Genomic DNA, 19,961 nt, shown 5'->3' on the forward strand with positions numbered 1-19,961 from the left:
TAGAATAAATAATACGTATTGTAGTAAAAAACACATGTAATTTATGTAAAAATTACGTATTTTACTACTTTAAAGTAGGTTTTTAAGGCAATAATTGGCGTGGTATATGCATAAAGTATTTTCTTTTATTTTCTTCTGTTGTCATACGTACTGTTTTTACGCTCAGGAAACAGGGGTTAAAGGAAGCGTTATGGATGCAGCTACTTTTTTAGCTATTGAGAACGTAGTCATTAGTTTTGAAGGTGTTCCTCTTAATACTTTAACAGATTCCGTTGGTGTATTTCGTTTTACTAAAAATGTGCCTTTAGGTACTCAAACCCTGCGTGTTTATAAGGACGGATTTGTCACCAAACGTTTTCCTATCATTGTTAATAAAGGTGAAATTTTAAGCCTTAACGACATAACTATTACCCGTGATGCTCCAAATACTGATAATTTATTCTTAATAACCTTATCTGATGATGAACTTAATACGGATACTGGTAGTGCTGATAATATTTCTGGGTTGCTAGGCGCTTCCTTAGATGTTTTCCAAAGAACTGCAGCTTTCGAGTTTAGTGCTTCTTTTTTTAGAATGCGTGGACTAGATTCTAATCATGGTAAGGTGCTAATAAATGGTATTGAAATGAATAAAGCATTTAATGGGAGACCGCAATGGAGCAATTGGGGAGGTATTAATGATGTGCTCCGGAATCAAGAATTAACTGTAGGTTTGTCACCTTCAAGATATGGTTTTGGTGGTGTACTTGGCACTACTAATATAGATGTTAGGCCATCTCAATCTAGACCCGGTGGACGATTAACCTACTCTTCATCAAATAGAAGTTATTCCAATCGCCTTTTGGCAACATACGCTTCTGGATTATTAAAGAACAATTGGGTGTATACTTTGTCATTAGGTCGGCGCTGGGGAAATGAAGGGTATCAAGATGCTACGGTATACAGTGCTAATTCGCTGTTTGTTGCCGTAGAAAAGAAAATAAATGATAGTCACAGTTTGAATTTTACGGGCATATACACACCCAATAGAAGAGGGAAATCATCGCCTAACACCCAAGAGGTTTATGATTTAAAAGATATTAAGTACAATGCCTTTTGGGGATGGCAAGATGGCAATAAAAGGAATTCAAGAATTAAGGAAGTCATAGAACCCATATTCTTATTGAATCATTTTTGGACTATTAATAAAACAACTACTATTAACACTAATGTTGGTTATCAGTTCGGGAAACTTGGCAATAGCCGCTTAGACTACAATGGTAATGATCTAATTGATGGAGTTCCACAAGGGGGCGGCTCAAACCCTAGTCCTACCTATTATCAAAAACTTCCAAGTTATTTTGAGCGGAATTTTCCGGATAATCCTGGTCTGGCATATTTAGCCCTAAAAGAGTTTCAAAGCGATGGACAGATTAATTGGCATACCATGTATCAGGCGAATATTAATAATGCGCAACATGGTGGAAATGCGAAATACGCCCTTTATGAAGATAGGGTGGATGATTCTCAATTAACAATAAATGTTATTTTGGATACGGCATTAAATGATCATGTAATTATAAATGCAGGAATCAACTATAAAAAGCTAAAATCTGAAAATTTTGCTGAGGTTCAAGATTTATTAGGTGGGTCTTCTTATTTAGATATCGATCCTTTTGCTAATACTATAGATGAGGCGCAAAATGATCTTCTAAATCCCAATAGACTAGTTGGGGTAGGTGATAAATTCAAGTATCATTATAATATAGAATCGAGCTCAATAAAGGTATTTGCCCAAGGTCAATTTTCCTATAATGCCATTGATTTCTATTGCACTGGAAGTGCCTCAGGTACAAACTACCAAAGAGAAGGTATATATCAAAATGGCGGTTTTCCTAATCATTCTTTGGGTAAAGGTGAGAAATTATCCTTTAGTGGTTTTGGTTTAAAAGGCGGGATTACTTATAAATTGTCTGGAAAACATGTGTTTAATACGAATGCAGGCTTTATTTCTAGAGCTCCATTTATTCAGAACACGTATTCTAATTCTAGAGAAAACCATAATGTGGTTCCTAATATTTCTGAAGAGCGTATTCTTTCTTTTGATGGGAGCTATATATTAAGATCATCCATAGTCAAAGCAAAATTGACTGGGTATTTTACCAAAATTACTGATGCTAGCCAAATAGCTTTTTATTTTGCTGATGGTGTAGGCGGTGATAACGCGATTTTTGTTCAAGAAATATTACAAGGGATAGATAAAAAGTACTTTGGAGCAGAGTTAGGTATTGAAGCTCAGCTAACCTCTACAATCAAGTTAAAGGGGGTTGTTGCTATGGGCCAATATACCTATGATAATAACCCTAATTTATTTCTAACAACGGAGCCAAATAAGGAGGCCGAAGATGCTGGTTTTATTGATGGTTTTAAAGATTTTGGAATCTCTACCTTAAAGAATTACCGTCTAGGTAATGGTCCTCAAAATGCATATTCAATAGGTTTTGAGTATCGCGATCCCGATTTCTGGTGGTTCGGAGCTACAGCAAATTTTTTCGCAAACACCTATTTAAGCATAAATCCATTAACTCGATCTTCCAATTTTAATACGGATTTTGATGGTAATCCTTTTCCAGATTATGATAAGGAATTAGCAAGAGAATTATTGAGGCAAGAACAATTTGATGATTATATGGTAATAAATCTGATAGGAGGGAAATCATGGAAATTGGGTAAATATTATATCGGCCTGTTTGCCAGTGTTAATAATTTGCTAGATGAAGTATACAGAACAGGTGGTTTTGAGCAAAGAAGAAATGCCAATTACAGAGAGTTAAGAGATGATCAAGCTCTGGAAACTCCTGTTTTTGGACCTAAATACTGGTATGGTAGAGGCTCTACGTATTTCCTTAACCTGAATCTGAGTTTTTAATGAAATAAAATTCCAGTCATTTTAAGAGCTAGAATTAAAAGTGAATTTAATATGCAAAATAAAAATAAAATAGTAGAATTAGTCCACCTTCTTATAATTGTCTTTTTGATAACATCATGTGTTAATGGTGATGATTATTATGTTCCAGATATAGCATTTAATGAGCCAGAAATTCCTATAGAAAGTATAACCACTTTTGGTGCTATAAAATCGCTTTATGATCAAGCTGTAAACGGCGGTAGTACTACAGTAACAATAGATGAATCCCCAATTCTTTATATTCAGGGTTATGTAGTTTCAACTGATAAGTCTGGGAATTTTTTCGAAGAGTTAATAGTTCAGAATAAAACGGATGATAGCCATCCAGATGATGATCCAAGACTGGGGTTTAAAATTGACATTAATGCCAGTAGTCTATCTGACACCTATCAATTTGGTCAAAAAGTATATATTAAAATGAATGGGCTCACTATCGGTGAAACTAGTGGAGTAATTACGATTGGTAAGGGTGATGCTATAAAAGTAGAACAAATTCAGGCATCAGAATACAAAGATATCGTGATTAGAAGTAATGAAATTGTAGACATTAAGCCGAAAATTGTGAGCTTACAAGATTTAACACCTCTTGATGAAAACACATTAATTCAGCTTCAAAATATGCAACTGAATAGATTTGAATTGGGTGCAACCTTTGCGAGTGAATCTTTTGATGAGTTTGATGGACTTCGGTTGTTGGAAAGCTGTGAATCTGGTATATCTATGGTAATGCAAACCAGTACATTTTCAGACTTTAAAACCTTAATAGTACCGCAAAGTAAAGGAAGTGTAACTGGTGTTTTTAGTAGAGATTACAGAGATAATTTTAATGTACTCATTATTAATAGTTCTGCTGATGTTGTTTTTGAAGATACTGAACGTTGTGATCCACTAGAATTTAATTGCGGCCTAGCTAACGTTTCCGGGATAACCAATATATTATATGAAGACTTTGAGGCGCAAAAAAACAATAAGCCTATAGATATTGATGGCTGGACTAATTTTATGGAGTCAGGTTCTCAATCTTGGGAAGGGTATTCCTCAACATCATCAAACGCATCTTTGGGCAGATCAGCTCGATTTCAATCTGCGAGTTCAGGAGATATTAGTAATATAGGATGGTTGATAACACCTCCAATTAATTTAGATACTCAAGATGGAGAGACCCTAGGTTTTAAAACGTCCAATAGTTTGGCTGATAGTAGTTTTATGGAAGTTTTGTATTCCTTAGATTGGGATGGTAATGAAGCAACCATAACATCGGCGACTTGGGGTGTAATGTCATCAGCCTATATTGTAAAAGATACCGATTCTTTTGCCGAATGGTTTACCTCAGGAATCATAGATTTATCTTGTGAGGCAGGCATTATCTACATTGCCTTTAAATATACAGGTAGCGGACAATCTTCTTTTGATGGCGTTTATGAATTGGATGAAATAAGCGTGGATTATAAGGAGTAATTTTGATTAATTGTTTTGAGTCATTACATTAGCCCAATGACAACATTTGATAATTTCTTCTTTCATTTTTTACAGTATTATAAAACCAAAAAGAATAAAAAAGCGACGCGTATAGCAACATTTTATATTACGTTTCTGCAAAGTAGTTTGTTACTGCTTCTAGGTGTTTTTTTTGCTAAGTTTTTCAAACAAATGCACGTAGAAACCATGTCGTCCACAAAGGCATGGACCTTGTTTACTTTAACTGTCATTATTCTATATTTTAAAAATTGGATGCAGTATGGTGGTAAGAAACTTAAAGTTAGAGGTGCCAAAATGCTTAAAAACAAAAAACTAAATTATAATATTTGGATGCTATGGTTGCTTCCTTTTATAATTCTGGCCTTAACCTATATCTTATTTCAAGCCGCTTAGTTCCCCCTTATTTTTTTAAAATGGCATACACTGGAAAATGGTCGCTATAACCGCCTTTGTATTTTTTTCCAACATAGGTTCTATATGGTGCACCTTTAAAAGGGCCTTTGAAAAGTTTTAAAAAGGCTTCATCAAAAATATTTGCACGATAGAATTCAAAGGCATGTTTTGAACTTTTAAAAAAATTGGTTGAAATTAAAATTTGGTCAAATAAAAACCACTGGCGCTTGTGTTTTACTGAGCCTCTATTGTAGGAGCGTATGGTTTCAAACGGATTATAAATATCAAAATTATCAACTAAGTTTTTTATGCTTTCACTATGTGGATCATCATTAAAATCGCCAATCACTATTATTCTGGCCGTGTCATTATTTGATTTTAAATTAGAAATAATTTCACCTACCTTATGAGATGAAGCCATGCGTTTAGGTTGCGTTTCTTTTTGACCTTCTCGACGCGATGACCAGTGATTAACAATAATATGAACTTCTTCGCCATCCAATAATCCAGATACTAATAAAATATCACGCGTGTAATCTGCCGATCCGTCATTACGGGTTAATTCTATCGCGAAAGGCTCTGCACTGAGAACTTCAAAAACATTTTTGTCATATAACAATGCTACATCAATTCCCCGTTCATCTAAAGAATCAAAATGGACATAGCCATAATGGTAATCCTCTAAATGTTTTGTTGCTAATAATTCTTCAATCACCTTAGCGTTTTCAACCTCTGCTAGCCCAACCAGTGCAGGATGTTTACCGGTTTCTCTCCTACCAATATTTGAAATGGCATAACTTAATTTTCTAAGTTTATTGTCATAGCGTTTTGGTGTCCATTTTTTTACTGATGTTGGTAAAAAATCAGTATCGTTTGTATGTCGATTGTTCTTTACATCGAATAAATTTTCAAGGTTGTAAAACGCAATAGTTTGCATGTCTTTGCGTACAGGGATATCTTCAAAGGGTTCTGTCATAATCCAAAAATAGGCCTAAAATTATAAATATTAAAATGCTAGCAATTGTGTAACTTTGCACAAATTTATTTACAGTATTTAAAAGAAAGATGTGGGTTTAGAAAAAGCAGTTTTAATAGGTGTTATTACCAAAGATCAGGACGAAGTTAAGTCTAAGGAGTACTTAGATGAGCTTGAGTTTCTAACCTTTACAGCTGGGGGTTATGCTGTGAAACGTTTTACTCAAAAAATGGACATGCCCAACCCTAAAACTTTTATAGGTACTGGTAAAATGGAGGATGTGCGTCAGTATATCAATGAGCATCATATTGATACGGCTATTTTTGATGATGAATTGTCTGCAGCCCAAGAACGTAACATAAGTAAAATTCTGGATGTAAAGGTTTTAGATAGAACGAATTTAATACTCGATATTTTTGCGCAACGTGCTCAAACCAGTTATGCTAGAACACAAGTTGAATTGGCGCAATGTGAATATTTATTGCCAAGATTACGTGGTATGTGGACGCACCTTGAAAGACAAAAGGGGGGTATTGGTATGCGCGGACCTGGTGAAACAGAAATAGAAACAGATAGACGTATTGTTCGCGATAAAATTGCACTACTAAAAAAGCGTATTAAAACTATTGATAAGCAAATGGCTGTGCAACGTGGTAACCGTGGTAAAATGGTGAGAGTCGCGCTAGTGGGGTACACCAATGTAGGGAAATCTACCTTAATGAATGTTATTAGTAAAAGCGAGGTGTTTGCTGAGAACAAGTTATTTGCAACTTTAGATACCACCGTGAGAAAGGTAGTTATACAAAATCTGCCTTTTTTGTTATCAGATACCGTAGGTTTTATAAGAAAGTTACCTACACAATTGGTAGACAGTTTTAAGAGTACCTTAGATGAAGTCACAGAGGCCGATTTGTTGCTGCATGTGGTTGATATTTCGCATCCTAATTTTGAAGAACATATAGCTTCTGTAGAGAAAATTTTGGGTGAAATAAAAAGTGGTGATAAACCAACTATAATGGTTTTTAATAAAATAGATGCGTATCAACAAGAGCATATTGACGACGATGATTTAGAAACCGAACGTACTGCAAAACACTATTCTTTGGAAGAATGGAAAAGCACTTGGATGAGTAAAATAGGGGATAATGCGCTGTTTATTTCTGCTTTGAATAAACAAAATTTGGAAGATTTCAAAAAACGCGTCTATGCTGAGGTTAGAGAAATTCATGTCACACGGTTTCCTTATAATCATTTTCTTTATCCAGATTACGAGGAAGAAAGCTAAACCAGGTTTATGAGTTTTAAAATTTCAAGGTGGTTTAAAAATAAATGGTTGAAATGGCTCTTTGTTTTTGGGACTACCATTTTATTTTTTTTCGTAGGTCTCTATTTTAGTATTTATCTTGGCTTTTTTGGAGAATTACCTACCACCGAAAGTTTAGGTGGAATTAAACAAGATCAAGCCACTCAAGTATTAGATAAAGACGGTGCTTTAATTGGGAAATATTATATTTACGATAGGCAGCCACTCCAATTTAAGGATTTTCCTAAATATTTAATAGATGCTCTAGTGGCCACTGAAGATGTTCGTTTTTATGAACATGATGGTATTGATAATGTAAGTTTGCTAAGGGTGTTTGTGAAGAGTATCTTATTACAAGACAGATCTTCTGGTGGCGGTAGTACCATTACATTGCAATTAGCGAAGAATTTATTTGGAAGGCAGGACTTTTTGTTATTTAGTACTGTAATAAATAAGTTTAAAGAGTCTATTGTGGCTACCCGAATTGAAGAGATCTATTCTAAAAATGAAATTTTGACCTTGTATTTAAATACAGTTCCTTTTTCAGATAATACCTATGGCATAGAAAGTGCTTCTAGAAAATTTTTTAATAAACCAGCATCTGAATTGTCTATAAGTGAGGCTGCAACCTTAGTTGGTACACTTAAGGCAAATAGTTTTTATAACCCACGAAGAAATCCAAAAAATTGTAAAAAAAGAAGAAACGTGGTGTTTCATCAAATGGTGAAGTATGATTATTTAGATGAGGAGGTACTTGATACCTTAGTGCATCAAGACTTGATTTTAAATTATAGGTCATTTAATCACGATGTAGGTATAGCGCCTTATTTTAGGGAAGCAGTTAAACAGGAATTAGCTGCAATTCTTGATACCATAAAATCTCCTGAAGGGCATTCTTATAATTTGTATAAAGACGGATTGATTGTACATACCACCTTAGATTATAAGATGCAAGAAAGCGCAGAAACCGCTGTCAAAGAACATTTATCCCAGTTGCAGTCAGATTTTGAATTGTCTTATGGCGAGTCTGCACCGTGGTTAAAAAACAAAAGCTTGGTAGAATCAGTTTATAAAAATTTGCCCCAATATAAATCGTTTAAGGCTCAAGGGTTATCTGATGGTCAAATTGAAGATTCGCTTGGTTTAAAACGTGATGTAAGTCTATTCAGTTGGCAAGGAGATACTATTAGAAACATAACTATTAAGGATAGTATTCGGCATTATTTGAAATTCTTGAACACAGGTATGTTGTCTATAGATCCAACCACAGGAGCGGTTCGTACCTATGTTGGAGGTATTGATTATAGATATTTTAAATATGACCACATATCGCAAAGCGAAAGGCAAGTAGGTTCAACGTTTAAACCATTTGTTTATACCGCAGCTATTGAAAATGGAATGAATCCTTGTACGTATTTTTCTTTATCGGAAGTCACGTATTCAAATTATGAAGATTGGACTCCCAGTAACTCAGGGGGTAAACAAGAGGATCAATATGTTAATTATACCTTAGAAAAAGCATTAAGTAATTCGGTAAATACAATCGCGGTTAAGGTTTTAAATGATGTTGGCATACCTAAAGTTCTAAATCAGGTCCAAAAACTAGGGGTTACTAAAGCACTGCCTGAAGAGCCAGCATTAGCCTTAGGGGTAGCTGAAATGAATCTTAAAGAATTAACTGGGGCCTACGCAAGTTATGTAAATCAAGGTAAACCGGTAAAACCTTATTATATCACAAAAATTGAAGATCGAGCTGGAAATCTTATTGTTGATTATAGTCCTGAACATTCACAGGAAAAAGCCTTTAGTTCTTATACCAATCAAGTCCTCCTTGAAATGATGAAATCTACTGTCAATACAGGAACGGCTCAGAGATTACGAACTACGTATAAACTTAAAAACGAGATTGCTGGTAAAACAGGAACCACACAAGATAATAAGGACGGATGGTTTGTTGGAATTACTCCTAAACTAGTTACTGTGACCTGGGTTGGCAATGATAATCATAGTATTGGTTTTAAAACTACAGGTTTAGGGCAAGGGGCTAATTCGGCATTACCTATTTTTGCTAAATTTTATCAAAAGTTGAATGCGGCTCCTGAGTTTGATACCATAACCCGAACGCAATTTGAAAATCCCTCAGAACAGGTTATTGAGGATTTAGATTGTGAGCCGGAAAAGCGTGATACATTTATTAAACGACTATTCAGTAAGAAGAAAAAAACTAAAAAATTTAAGGGAAATAAATAGAATAATGATTCTATTAAAAACAAAAAGTACTTCTTATAAAGAAGTACTTTTTGTTTTTTTAACCTATGATGTTTTGGTTTAGAATTTATAACTAAGACCAAAAGTAGTATAGACTTGTAATTTGTTATCCACGTTTTCAAAAGAAGGCATAGGATCTGTTCCATCAGGGTCCCAATTACCTAAGGCAAAATTAACAGCTTCTTGTTTACTGTCTCTAAAGCCAAAATCAAAACCTAAACCAATACCTTTCCATACATTATAACTAAAGGAGTTAATCCAAGTCCAGTTTGATAAGTTAGAATTTTCATAACTCACAAATGATGATAGGTTAGAGCTTAATTCAAAATTACCGAAAGTACGTGCATAGTTTGCAACGATCTTGGCACCGAAAGATGACTCAAAAATGGCATCGTTATCTGCAAATACAAAGTTGTAGTTTATTGGGTGAACAACTACAACAAGATTTTCAATAGGCGTCCAAGTGATACCGACACCTAGATCTAAATATCCTGGGTCGTTGAAGTTGTTAATTAATGTCGAGCGGTACTCTCCTAAGGTTGAAACCGCAAGTTTATCACTTAATTTATAACCATAAAGCGAGGTAAGGCTAAAAACGTCATTCGCTTCTTTAAAGCTATTATCGTCGGTCGGGTCATCTTTATCATCGAATTTTACCCAACTAAGGTTGATATTTGCTTTACTATACCAAAAATATTTTTCTCGGTCTAATTTAGCATACGGGTTTGCCGTAATATTAATATTTCCTGAAGAGTTGTTTGGGGTTCCTTGGGCATACCAATTGTTAAATTCAGATAAACTGGCTCCAATAGTACCAAAAGCGCCAAATTTCCAGCCTGGGAATTTGTCGATTTGAGATTGGAGATCTTCAGCTTCCTTTGTTAAAGCTTTCGCTTCTGCTTCTTTTTCAGCCTTTAGGGCTTTTAATTCTTCTTTTGTTTGAGCGTTCATTGAAATAATAGTTCCAATAAACAAAGTCATGATTAATAGCGTTTTTTTCATGTTTTTGATTTTAATAAAATGCGCTCAAAGATAAGTTAATTTTAAGTTGATAGAATAATCAGACTTAAAAAAAACGAATAGAATATGTTGAATAAATGTTTTATAATTCGCCTTAAATAGACTGAAAAATCACTTCTTCTTAAATAAAGGCACTGAAGAGCATGCTTCCCCATACATAATTGATTTCGCAATGGGCTTCAGCTTGTTGGCTAGAAAAATATAAGCGTTTTTTGGTATTGGCTTGTTGGCGCAGCCTTTAATGATAATTGGTTTTCCCTGATGTTCAGAAACATCAAGATTTTCAATGATATCTTGGTAAATTGAAGATTCTAATTGGTCTAGATCACCAACAATTACTTTTTTAGCATAGGGTTCTATGTTAATAGCTAACAACATAAATGCCCAACCCGGTACAATTGCATCTGTACTACATGTTAAGGCAACATAGCAGTTTTGGTATTGACTCCAATCGAACTGAGAAACATGTCCTCTAAATTCTTTTTCACGAAGTACAAAGCCTTCAAATAACCAATCTTTAATGTCAAAAAGAACGCGTTCTCCTTTAGGATAGTAATCTTCAAGGTCAATAGTAACTAATTTACTATTCGCTACGCGGTTTATTATTTCATCTGCCATTTTATTTCTTTTTTGCTATTATCAAAATAGAATCATCTTTATCAAATTCGTTATAATAGTCTAAATACAGTATATCAAATTTATCTTGGTAGAATTTTTCAAGGTTTATCTTTTCATGATAATTTACAAAAAGTCCTTTAAAAATTTCGGAATCTTCTCCTCGCCAAAATGAATGACAGATGATACCATTTGTATTTAAAACATCGAATTGCCTATTAATTGATTTATTAAGTTCAACATCGGTTAAGTGATGCATGACTTTGTTCGAATAAATTCCATCAAAAATTTCATCTGTCTTTAGAGTAACGGCGTCCAAATTAATAAATTGACCATTAGAGTTTTGTTCTCTTAAATGCTTTAAAAATTCTTCCGAATTATCTGAACCAACTACCTGATAAAATTTGTTTAGGATGTTCCAATCTGTTCCTGGACCCGATCCAATTTCTAACACACTAGAATTGGAAGGGAGATAATGTTTTAATTTATCAATAAGCAGGGCACCATCAACGTCTTTTGCTAATTCAATATATTCATTAACAGATGCTTCTGTTTTATAATATGCCGCACTCATATTTTAATAAAAAACGAAACTTAAAGCATTCCTAATTCTAGTTTAGCTTCTTCACTCATTAGTTCTTGTGTCCAAGGCGGATCAAAAGTGATTTCAACTTCCGCATCTTTCACCTCATCTAGCGATTTTACTTTTTCTTCAACTTCTAAAGGTAGCGTTTCGGCCACAGGACAATTGGGTGTTGTTAATGTCATTAAGATTTTTACGTCAGAATCTTCATTAACAAAAACGTCATAAATTAAACCTAATTCATAAATGTCGACAGGAATTTCTGGATCGTAAATCGTTTTAAGAACATTTACAATTTTTTCTCCCAAATCTGCAGTATTTATTTCTTCACTCATTTTAACTTAGCTGTGTTTGGTATGCAATGGCATACATTTTTAATTGTTTCACCATACTCACTAATCCATTAGCTCTAGTAGGTGACAAGTGCTCTTTTAAACCAATTTGATCAATAAAATCAGTTTCAGCATTGATGATGTCTTTAGGGTGTTGGTTGGAGAATGACCTTATTAAAATAGCAATGATTCCTTTTGTAATAATCGCGTCGCTGTCTGCAGTGAAAACTATTTTATCATTATCCATTTCTGCATGTACCCATACTTTACTTTGGCAACCTTTAATAATGTTGCTATCTGTTTTGTATTGGTCGTCAATTAGTGGTAAATCTTTACCTAAATCAATCATATATTGGTAACGCTCTTCCCAGTCCTCAAACATGGAAAACTCGTCTATTATTTCGTTTTGTATTTCTTCAATAGTCACAATCACTTATTTTAAACAAAAGTACAACAACAAAAGTTGCTATTCAATATTTTCAGAAATTGATAAGATTTCTTTAACTAAATCGGTAACTTCTTTTGGCGGGTTACCGTGATCAAAACCTTGAGTTTCGTAAATTTTATCTTTTGAAATAATACGTAATCGTGCTAATGAAGCGCCGTCAAATTGAAAATCTTTACTAGGTGGTTCAAACTTATGAAGTTGCTCCAACTCAATAAGTTCTAAAAGGTCCATCAGTTTAGCCCAATCTTCCAATGTACATGGTTGTTTGACAGGATTGCCACCTCTTTTTTTGCTTGTGAGAATCGCTTCCTTTGATATGGTTGTTTTTTGATAATTTCCCCTTAAAGCGGCTGTATATTCAAATGCCTTAATTTGTTCTTGAGCTAATTCATTTGTTACTCGGTTCTCATTAAGAACAGCATTAGAATTTGTTTTATTATAGCGGCCACAAGATGCAAGCAGTAAAATGTTCCAAAATAGTATACGAGCTAATTTCACGATGAATGATTTATTTTGGAACTGCCCAAAGAGATTTAAAAACTAAGATAGCATGATTTTTGCTTTTTTTACGCCAGCAACAAGAGTGTCAATCTCTGCTTTGGTATTATAAAAAGCAAAAGATGCTCTTACCGTTCCTGGAATTTTATAGTAGTCCATAATGGGTTGTGCACAATGGTGACCTGTTCTAACAGCAATGCCCAGTTTGTCTAAAATTGTACCTACATCATAGGGGTGAATGCCTTCTAAATTAAAAGAAATGACAGCAGTTTTATGTTTTGATGTGCCGTAAATTTTTAAACCTTCAATATCAAGAAGTTTATTCGTGGCGTATTCCAAAAGCTCATTTTCAAAATCGGCAATATTGTTAAACCCAATCCCGTTCATATAGTCTATTGCTGCTCCAAATGCAATACCACCAGCAATGTTTGGTGTTCCTGCTTCAAATTTATGAGGTAAATCAGCATAGGTTGTTTTTTCAAAGGTTACTTCAGCAATCATTTCACCACCACCTTGGTATGGTGGTAGTTTTTTTAACCATTCCTCTTTACCATATAACATACCAACGCCCGTTGGTCCGCACATCTTATGTGCCGAAGCTACATAAAAATCCACATCCAGTTTCTGAACATCAGGTTTAACATGAGGCGTTGATTGCGCACCATCAATTAAAACGGCTGCTCCAACGTTATGTGCTTGCGCGATAATATCCTCTATCGGGTTTATTGTTCCTAACGCATTTGAAATATGATTGACAAATACAAGTTTGGTGTTTTTAGAAAGCAAATTAGAATATTCAGCCATCACTAACTCGCCTTCCGCATTCATGGGAATAACTTTTAGATTGGCACCGGTGCGTTCGCATAGCATTTGCCAAGGCACTATATTTGAATGATGCTCTAAGGCTGAAACAATGATATCATCCCCTTTTTTTAAAAGTGATGAGAATCCGTTTGCAACTAAATTTATGCCGTGTGTAGTTCCTGAAGTGTATATGATTTCATGCGAGAATTTTGCATTAAAATGCGCTTGTATTTTATAACGAGCTTGTTCATATAAATCTGTAGCTTCTTGACTTAAGGTATGAACACCGCGATGAATATTAGCATTGTAATTTGAGTAATAGTCTACAATGGTGTCAATAACTTGTTTAGGTGTTTGTGCAGTAGCTGCATTATCAAAATACACTAAGGGCTTGCCATTTACTTCTCTAGAAAGAATGGGAAAGTCTTTTCGAATTTCATCAACATTTAGCATAAATTACTTTTTAGGTTGCAAAGATAAACCTTGCTGTTTTAAACCTTTTATAAAGGCTATATAATTTTCTTATTTTTACATAACTAAACCTTTTTTATATGAAGACTTTCAAATGGTTAGTACTGTTTTTAGTGGTATTAATTACAATAGCCTTATTTTATAACTATCCGAAGTTGAATATGTTGTCGGGCTATTCAGCAAAAAATACGGCATCCTCAGTTTTCGTGGCAAATCGTACTTCGGAATTTACAGACGAAACGGATAATAACTTTTTCCCAGTAAACTTAGCTTCTGATGTGGTAGATATAGAAAAGAGAACAGCCACGGCATCAGCTTTTGGTTTATTAACTCGAAAGGCCATTCATAGAAAAGGATTAGGTACTGTTTTAACGCTGACAGAAGCTGATGAAACGAGTCCTTATTTAAGACCAAAACGATTGAAGCCAGACAACTTAACGCCCTATCCGTATGGTAATGCAGCACATAAGGACACTGTTTTCCCGCATGTCAATTATGAGAAATTAAATAGTGCTGTGAAGACTATTTTTCAGAATTCTAAAACTCGAGCAGTTGTGATACTTCATAAGGATAGAATAATTGCCGAAAAATATGCTGAAGGATTTTCAAAAGATGCAAAAATTTTAGGATGGTCCATGACTAAAAGTATTTTGAGTACAGTTTTTGGCGTAATGCAACATCAAGGAAAATTGAATGTATATGATAAAGCTCCAATTGCTTCATGGCAAAATGACGAGCGGCAACAAATAACAATTCATAATTTACTACAAATGAATTCCGGTTTAGAGTGGGAGGAAGACTATGATAAAATTTCAGATGTAACAAAAATGTTGTTTTTGGAACGTGATATGACTAAACTTCAAGAACATAAGCCATTGGTAGGGAAACCCAATGAATCTTGGAATTATTCTTCAGGCACTACTAATTTATTGTCGGGGATTTTAAGGAAGCAGTTTTCTTCCCATCAGGCGTATTTGGATTTTTGGTATACTGATTTGATTGATAAAATTGGAATGAATTCTATGGTTTTAGAAGCCGATTTAAGTGGGAATTATATCGGCTCATCTTACGCGTGGGCAACAGCGCGAGATTGGGCAAAGTTTGGTCTGTTATATTTACACAATGGGGATTGGAATGGACAAACACTTTTTACCAAATCATGGGTTGATTATGTCTCCATGCCTACAGCGACTTCAAACGGCACTTATGGTGCTCAGTTTTGGTTGAATGCGAATAAAAAATTGAAAGACGTGCCGGCTAACATGTATTTTGCAGACGGTTTTCAAGGGCAACGCGTGTATGTGTTACCAGATCAGGATATGGTAGTTGTACGTTTCGGGTTATCTGCTTTTAATGGGAATAAATTTCTTAAAGATGTTATAGATGCTTTAGAAAAATAAAAGCCACTCAGAATGAATGGCTTTTTGTTTTCTTCTAAAGTATGATGCGTTTTACAAATCAAACCCAATATCTACACCTAGTTTGTTCGCAATAATTTTATTTATACGTTGCTTAATTTCTGGGATTTTTACGGAACTTAATACATTATTACTGAAAGCATACATCAATAGCGCTTTAGCTTCTTTCTTTGGTATACCTCGTGATTGCATATAAAACAATGCACTTTCATCAAGTTGACCTATGGTACAGCCATGCGAACATTTTACATCATCAGCAAAAATTTCTAATTGCGGTTTCGTATTTATTGAGGCCTTGTCACTCACCAATATGTTATTGTTAGACTGAAAAGCATTTGTTTTTTGAGCCTCTTTTTCAACAATAATTTTACCATTAAACACACCTGTTGATTGGTCTCCAAAAATACCTTTGTAGTCTTGATGACTCTCACAGTTCGGTTCAATATGATGCACCAATGTGTTGTGGTCTACATGTTGCTTATCTCCTAAAATAGTAACCCCCTTCAAAATAGAGTCAATGCGCTCACCTTCTTGATAGTAGTTTAAGTTGTTTCTAGTCAACTTGCCACCAAATGCAAAAGTATGCACAGATGCTATACTTTCTCTTTGTTGTTTAATAAAGGTGTTGTCTATTAAAGAGGCGTTTGCCGTGTCATTTTGAATTTTATAGTAATCTACAATGGCACGCTTTCTAGCAAATATTTCCGTAACACTATTGGTTAAAACGGCATTATTGGTTAAACTTTGATGACGTTCTATTATTTGAACATGACTATTCTCTTCTACTACAATTAAATTACGGGGTTGTAGCAATGAAGCAGATTCATTTCCTGTTGAAAAATGAATCACCTGAATAGGTTTGTCGGCTATTTTATTTTTTGGAATATGGATATAGGCCCCTTCACTAGCAAAAGCGGTATTCAATGAAGCTAGGCTTTCTTTTGAAGCTGCCTTATTGAAATAGTTTTCAATGACTAAACGGTATTTTGGTTTATTCAAAGCCGCAGACATAAGGCAAACATCTATACCATCATGCGTTGTTTCAGAGAGGTGGGATGAATATTTTCCGTCAATAAAAATGATTTTATAGGTGTCAATATCATGAATGAAATATTGCTTAACATCTTTATAGTCAAGTGCATTTTCTTGTTTTGGAAAAACGCTATAATCTACTTTTAAGATTTTATTTAAAGAGGTGTATTTCCAGGCTTCTTCTTTCTTAGAAGGGAATCCTTTTTCTTCAAACACTTTTATGGCTTCAGATCTAACATCGTGCACATAGCTATCGATATCAACACTATTTTCAAAGGCTAAAAATGATGATACTAATTTTTCTTTTAAATCCATTGTTTTCATTTGTTAGTCGCTAGCTGGTTGTCTTTTGTTGCCTATGGCAGTTTATGACTAAGCATTGCAAACTAATTTAGGCGTTCACTTCTTCTTTAATCCAATCGTAACCTTTTTCCTCAAGTTCATGAGCTAATTCTTTTCCTCCTGATTTTACAATGCGCCCGTTGTATAATACATGCACAAAATCCGGAACGATATAATCTAGTAAACGCTGGTAGTGCGTAATTACAACAACAGCATTATCATTACTTTTTAATTTGTTCACGCCATTTGCAACAATACGAAGGGCATCAATATCAAGACCTGAATCTGTTTCATCTAAAATAGCCAACTTAGGTTCAAGCATGGCCATTTGGAAGATCTCGTTTCTTTTCTTTTCTCCTCCAGAAAATCCTTCATTCAATGAACGCGATAAAAATTTTCGGTCTATTTCTAGTAACTCTGATTTTTCACGAATTAACTTAAGCATGTCTTTAGCAGGCATATCTTCTAAGCCTTTGGCTTTTCTAGATTCGTTTATAGCGGTTTTCATGAAATTGGTAACAGAAACTCCCGGAATTTCAACAGGATACTGAAACGATAAAAACACCCCTTTGTGAGCGCGCTCTTCCGCAGCCAATTCTTCTATATCTTCACCTTCAAACTCAATATTTCCTTTAGTTACTTCGTACTCTTCTTTTCCGGCAATCACAGAAGCTAATGTACTTTTACCAGAACCATTAGGTCCCATAATAGCATGAACTTCGCCCGGTTTTACTTCAAGGTTAATACCTTTTAAAATACTTTTATCTTCAACACTTGCGTGTAAGTTGTCTATTTTTAACATACTATTCTTTTCCTAATTTTACAACGTTGTTTTCTTCTTTTGGAATTGCTCTAACATTTATTATTTCAACAATGTTAACTTTATTCTTCCAAAGTATTTTATCGTCTTTTTGGTTTGTAATTGTTCCTTTTACTTCAACTTGAACCATATCTGTTGGTTCGGTTTTAAACATTTCAGCTTGTTTGTTTAATTCCTCCATTTTTTCAGTTACTAAAACACCATATATTTCATTTGATGTTTGTAGTACAGCTGCCCCATCATAATAAACAAAACTACCCTTTAATACGGTAAGGTTTTCTGATTGTTCCTTAGCTATAACGGCTTCAATAATTTTAGCGTCTTTTGACTTGCTTTCATTTTTACATGCAAAAACAACAATTAATAACAACGCAATAGATAATACTCTTTTCATTTCTTAGATTTTAACCTACGCTACCTTCTAAACTAATTTCTAATAATTTTTGAGCTTCAACGGCAAATTCCATAGGGAGCTTGTTAAGCACCTCTTTACTAAAACCATTTACAATTAATGCAATAGCTTTTTCAGTGTCTATTCCGCGTTGATTACAATAGAAAATCTGGTCTTCACCAATTTTACTTGTTGTGGCTTCATGCTCAATTTTGGCCGATTTGTTTTTTGCTTCTATATAAGGGAATGTATGCGCTCCACATTCATTACCCATGAGTAAACTATCGCATTGCGAAAAGTTACGAGCATTCTCCGCCCTTGAACTTACTTGCACTAGACCACGGTAGCTGTTTTGAGATTTTCCAGCAGAAATTCCTTTTGAAATAATGGTAGACTTTGTGTTCTTTCCTAAGTGTATCATTTTTGTTCCAGTATCTGCTTGCTGATAATTGTTTGTAACCGCAATAGAATAGAACTCACCTACTGAATTGTCTCCTTTTAACACGCAAGAAGGATACTTCCATGTCACTGCAGATCCAGTCTCCACTTGTGTCCAAGATATTTTAGCGTTTTTCTCGCATATACCACGTTTAGTCACAAAGTTGAAAACCCCTCCTTTACCTTCGGCATTTCCTGGATACCAGTTTTGAACTGTTGAATATTTAATTTCAGCATCATCTAAAGCAATAAGTTCTACAACAGCGGCATGCAATTGGTTTTCATCTCTACTTGGTGCTGTACATCCTTCGAGGTAACTTACGTAACTGCCTTCATCAGCAATGACTAAAGTTCTTTCAAATTGACCTGTTCCTGCTTGGTTAATTCTGAAATAAGTAGATAATTCCATTGGGCACTTTACGCCCTTTGGAATGTAGCAAAAAGAACCATCACTAAAAACTGCCGAATTTAACGCAGCATAAAAATTGTCTTTTTGAGGAACAACAGTACCTAAATATTTTTTCACAAGTTCAGGATGCTCTTTAATAGCTTCTGAGATACTCATGAATATAATACCTTTTTCCCCTAATGTTTTCTTGAATGTTGTTGCTACAGAAACCGAGTCTACAACAACATCCATAGCCACACCGGCTAATTTTTTTTGCTCATCAAGGGAAATTCCTAGTTTTTCAAAAGTGGCCAATAATTCTGGATCTACTTCGTCAATACTATCATATTTTGGTTTGCTATTTGGCGCAGAATAATATGAGATACCTTGAAAATCTGGTTTCTCATAATGCACATTGGCCCATTCAGGTTCAACCATATCTTTCCATACTCGAAACGCTTCAAGTCTCCAGTCGGTCATCCATTGTGGCTCTTCTTTCTTTTGAGAAATAGCACGTACAATATCTTCATTTAACCCATTAGGGAATGTATCTGATTCTATATCTGTATAAAATCCGTATTCGTATTCTTTGGTCTTTAGCTCTTCGCGTAAATCATCCTCGGTATACTTCGACATAATTCGTTATAATTTTTAAAGTGAAAATGATTCGCCACAACCGCAAGTTCGGTTGGCATTAGGATTGTTGAAAACGAATCCCGTTCCGTTTAATCCTCCAGAATATTCTAAAGTAGTTCCAATTAGGTATAGGAAACTCTTTTTATCTACAATGATTTTGACACCATTATCTTCAAATATTTTGTCTTCTTCTTGATGTTCTTTATCAAATTTTAAATCATAAGATAATCCGGAGCATCCGCCACTTTTAACACCCACACGAACATAGTCCGTTGAAGCGTTATAGCCATCATCGGCCATAAGTTCAACTACTTTCTTCTTAGCTGTTTCAGAGACTTTTATCATATTATTTATTTTTT

19 protein-coding genes are annotated in these 19,961 nt (G+C 34.6%); 6 read left to right on the plus strand and 13 right to left on the minus strand.

All coding sequences use genetic code 11. The features are described 5' to 3' along the window. Positions 1-106 precede the first annotated feature (106 nt). The 3 genes from IE051_RS11790 to IE051_RS11800 are packed head-to-tail and all read left to right on the plus strand — an operon-like array spanning position 107 to position 4,819. Positions 107-2,908, plus strand: a complete 2,802-nt coding sequence (locus IE051_RS11790; protein WP_189361001.1) for a TonB-dependent receptor — start codon at positions 107-109, stop codon at positions 2,906-2,908. A 51-nt stretch (positions 2,909-2,959) separates the two neighbouring features. Further along, positions 2,960-4,405, plus strand: a complete 1,446-nt coding sequence (locus IE051_RS11795) for a DUF5689 domain-containing protein (RefSeq protein ID WP_189361002.1) — start codon at positions 2,960-2,962, stop codon at positions 4,403-4,405. A 36-nt stretch (positions 4,406-4,441) separates the two neighbouring features. Beyond that, positions 4,442-4,819, plus strand: a complete 378-nt coding sequence (locus tag IE051_RS11800; protein ID WP_189361003.1) for a hypothetical protein — start codon at positions 4,442-4,444, stop codon at positions 4,817-4,819. A gap of 7 nt (positions 4,820-4,826) precedes the next feature. Here the strand turns inward: IE051_RS11800 and IE051_RS11805 are convergent, their stop codons facing one another. Further along, positions 4,827-5,795, minus strand: a complete 969-nt coding sequence (locus tag IE051_RS11805; protein WP_189361004.1) for an endonuclease/exonuclease/phosphatase family protein — start codon at positions 5,793-5,795, stop codon at positions 4,827-4,829. A 91-nt stretch (positions 5,796-5,886) separates the two neighbouring features. Here IE051_RS11805 and hflX point away from each other — a divergent pair, with 91 nt between their 5' ends. Both hflX and IE051_RS11815 read left to right on the plus strand, forming a co-directional pair. Next, entirely contained in the window at positions 5,887-7,080 is a 1,194-nt protein-coding gene (gene hflX / locus IE051_RS11810; protein ID WP_189361005.1) for a GTPase HflX, read from the plus strand. A 9-nt stretch (positions 7,081-7,089) separates the two neighbouring features. After that, a complete protein-coding gene (locus IE051_RS11815; protein ID WP_189361006.1) occupies positions 7,090-9,348 on the plus strand; it encodes a penicillin-binding protein 1A in 2,259 nt (752 codons plus the stop codon). Positions 9,349-9,426: 78 nt separating this feature from the next. Here IE051_RS11815 and IE051_RS11820 read toward each other — a convergent pair whose 3' ends face one another. The 7 genes from IE051_RS11820 to IE051_RS11850 form a co-directional block, all read right to left on the minus strand. After that, positions 9,427-10,368 carry a DUF3078 domain-containing protein gene (locus IE051_RS11820; RefSeq protein ID WP_189361007.1) on the minus strand — a complete coding sequence of 314 codons (942 nt, stop codon included), beginning with the start codon at positions 10,366-10,368 and terminating at the stop codon, positions 9,427-9,429. A gap of 129 nt (positions 10,369-10,497) precedes the next feature. Next, on the minus strand, positions 10,498-11,004 hold the full coding sequence (locus tag IE051_RS11825) for a DUF2480 family protein (RefSeq protein WP_189361008.1): 507 nt from the start codon (positions 11,002-11,004) through the stop codon (positions 10,498-10,500). A gap of 1 nt (position 11,005) precedes the next feature. Beyond that, positions 11,006-11,575, minus strand: coding sequence for a class I SAM-dependent methyltransferase (locus IE051_RS11830; RefSeq protein WP_189361009.1), 570 nt, complete (start codon positions 11,573-11,575; stop codon positions 11,006-11,008). 20 nt (positions 11,576-11,595) lie between these two features. Further along, on the minus strand, positions 11,596-11,919 hold the full coding sequence (locus tag IE051_RS11835) for an SUF system Fe-S cluster assembly protein (protein WP_189361010.1): 324 nt from the start codon (positions 11,917-11,919) through the stop codon (positions 11,596-11,598). A gap of 1 nt (position 11,920) precedes the next feature. Then, positions 11,921-12,343 carry a SufE family protein gene (locus tag IE051_RS11840; protein ID WP_189361011.1) on the minus strand — a complete coding sequence of 141 codons (423 nt, stop codon included), beginning with the start codon at positions 12,341-12,343 and terminating at the stop codon, positions 11,921-11,923. A 39-nt stretch (positions 12,344-12,382) separates the two neighbouring features. Next, on the minus strand, positions 12,383-12,862 hold the full coding sequence (locus tag IE051_RS11845; RefSeq protein WP_189361012.1) for a hypothetical protein: 480 nt from the start codon (positions 12,860-12,862) through the stop codon (positions 12,383-12,385). Positions 12,863-12,904: 42 nt separating this feature from the next. Next, complete coding sequence (locus IE051_RS11850; RefSeq protein WP_189361013.1) at positions 12,905-14,119, minus strand: aminotransferase class V-fold PLP-dependent enzyme; 1,215 nt, start codon at positions 14,117-14,119, stop codon at positions 12,905-12,907. Positions 14,120-14,217: 98 nt separating this feature from the next. Here IE051_RS11850 and IE051_RS11855 point away from each other — a divergent pair, with 98 nt between their 5' ends. Then, entirely contained in the window at positions 14,218-15,537 is a 1,320-nt protein-coding gene (locus IE051_RS11855; RefSeq protein WP_189361014.1) for a serine hydrolase domain-containing protein, read from the plus strand. Positions 15,538-15,588: 51 nt separating this feature from the next. Here the strand turns inward: IE051_RS11855 and sufD are convergent, their stop codons facing one another. From sufD to IE051_RS11880, 5 genes are all read right to left on the minus strand, one after another. After that, positions 15,589-16,902 (minus strand): Fe-S cluster assembly protein SufD, encoded by a 1,314-nt coding sequence (gene sufD / locus IE051_RS11860; RefSeq protein WP_189361015.1) that lies wholly within the window; start codon positions 16,900-16,902, stop codon positions 15,589-15,591. A gap of 76 nt (positions 16,903-16,978) precedes the next feature. After that, entirely contained in the window at positions 16,979-17,731 is a 753-nt protein-coding gene (gene sufC / locus IE051_RS11865) for a Fe-S cluster assembly ATPase SufC (protein ID WP_189361016.1), read from the minus strand. Position 17,732: 1 nt separating this feature from the next. Beyond that, the gene (locus IE051_RS11870) at positions 17,733-18,143 is read right to left on the minus strand and encodes a hypothetical protein (protein ID WP_189361017.1); all 411 of its coding nucleotides are present in this window, start codon (positions 18,141-18,143) and stop codon (positions 17,733-17,735) included. Between the two features lie 10 nt (positions 18,144-18,153). Beyond that, complete coding sequence (gene sufB / locus IE051_RS11875) at positions 18,154-19,602, minus strand: Fe-S cluster assembly protein SufB (RefSeq protein ID WP_189361018.1); 1,449 nt, start codon at positions 19,600-19,602, stop codon at positions 18,154-18,156. 15 nt (positions 19,603-19,617) lie between these two features. After that, complete coding sequence (locus IE051_RS11880) at positions 19,618-19,947, minus strand: HesB/IscA family protein (protein WP_189361019.1); 330 nt, start codon at positions 19,945-19,947, stop codon at positions 19,618-19,620. Positions 19,948-19,961: the final 14 nt, after the last annotated feature.

This window comes from Algibacter mikhailovii, from assembly GCF_014651495.1.
GTDB classification, from domain to species: domain Bacteria; phylum Bacteroidota; class Bacteroidia; order Flavobacteriales; family Flavobacteriaceae; genus Algibacter_E; species Algibacter_E mikhailovii.

Bases quoted from the DNA above. Each gene is read 5' to 3' on its own strand.
- IE051_RS11800 (WP_189361003.1), top strand. From the start codon at position 4,442: ATGACAACATTTGATAATTTCTTCTTTCATTTTTTACAGTATTATAAA.
- IE051_RS11870 (WP_189361017.1), bottom strand. From the start codon at position 18,143: ATGAAAAGAGTATTATCTATTGCGTTGTTATTAATTGTTGTTTTTGCA.
- IE051_RS11790 (WP_189361001.1), top strand. From the start codon at position 107: ATGCATAAAGTATTTTCTTTTATTTTCTTCTGTTGTCATACGTACTGT.
- IE051_RS11820 (WP_189361007.1), bottom strand. From the start codon at position 10,368: ATGAAAAAAACGCTATTAATCATGACTTTGTTTATTGGAACTATTATT.
- sufC (WP_189361016.1), bottom strand. From the start codon at position 17,731: ATGTTAAAAATAGACAACTTACACGCAAGTGTTGAAGATAAAAGTATT.
- IE051_RS11835 (WP_189361010.1), bottom strand. From the start codon at position 11,919: ATGAGTGAAGAAATAAATACTGCAGATTTGGGAGAAAAAATTGTAAAT.
- IE051_RS11830 (WP_189361009.1), bottom strand. From the start codon at position 11,575: ATGAGTGCGGCATATTATAAAACAGAAGCATCTGTTAATGAATATATT.
- IE051_RS11825 (WP_189361008.1), bottom strand. From the start codon at position 11,004: ATGGCAGATGAAATAATAAACCGCGTAGCGAATAGTAAATTAGTTACT.
- sufB (WP_189361018.1), bottom strand. From the start codon at position 19,602: ATGTCGAAGTATACCGAGGATGATTTACGCGAAGAGCTAAAGACCAAA.
- IE051_RS11850 (WP_189361013.1), bottom strand. From the start codon at position 14,119: ATGCTAAATGTTGATGAAATTCGAAAAGACTTTCCCATTCTTTCTAGA.
- IE051_RS11880 (WP_189361019.1), bottom strand. From the start codon at position 19,947: ATGATAAAAGTCTCTGAAACAGCTAAGAAGAAAGTAGTTGAACTTATG.
- IE051_RS11795 (WP_189361002.1), top strand. From the start codon at position 2,960: ATGCAAAATAAAAATAAAATAGTAGAATTAGTCCACCTTCTTATAATT.
- IE051_RS11815 (WP_189361006.1), top strand. From the start codon at position 7,090: ATGAGTTTTAAAATTTCAAGGTGGTTTAAAAATAAATGGTTGAAATGG.
- IE051_RS11855 (WP_189361014.1), top strand. From the start codon at position 14,218: ATGAAGACTTTCAAATGGTTAGTACTGTTTTTAGTGGTATTAATTACA.
- sufD (WP_189361015.1), bottom strand. From the start codon at position 16,902: ATGGATTTAAAAGAAAAATTAGTATCATCATTTTTAGCCTTTGAAAAT.
- IE051_RS11805 (WP_189361004.1), bottom strand. From the start codon at position 5,795: ATGACAGAACCCTTTGAAGATATCCCTGTACGCAAAGACATGCAAACT.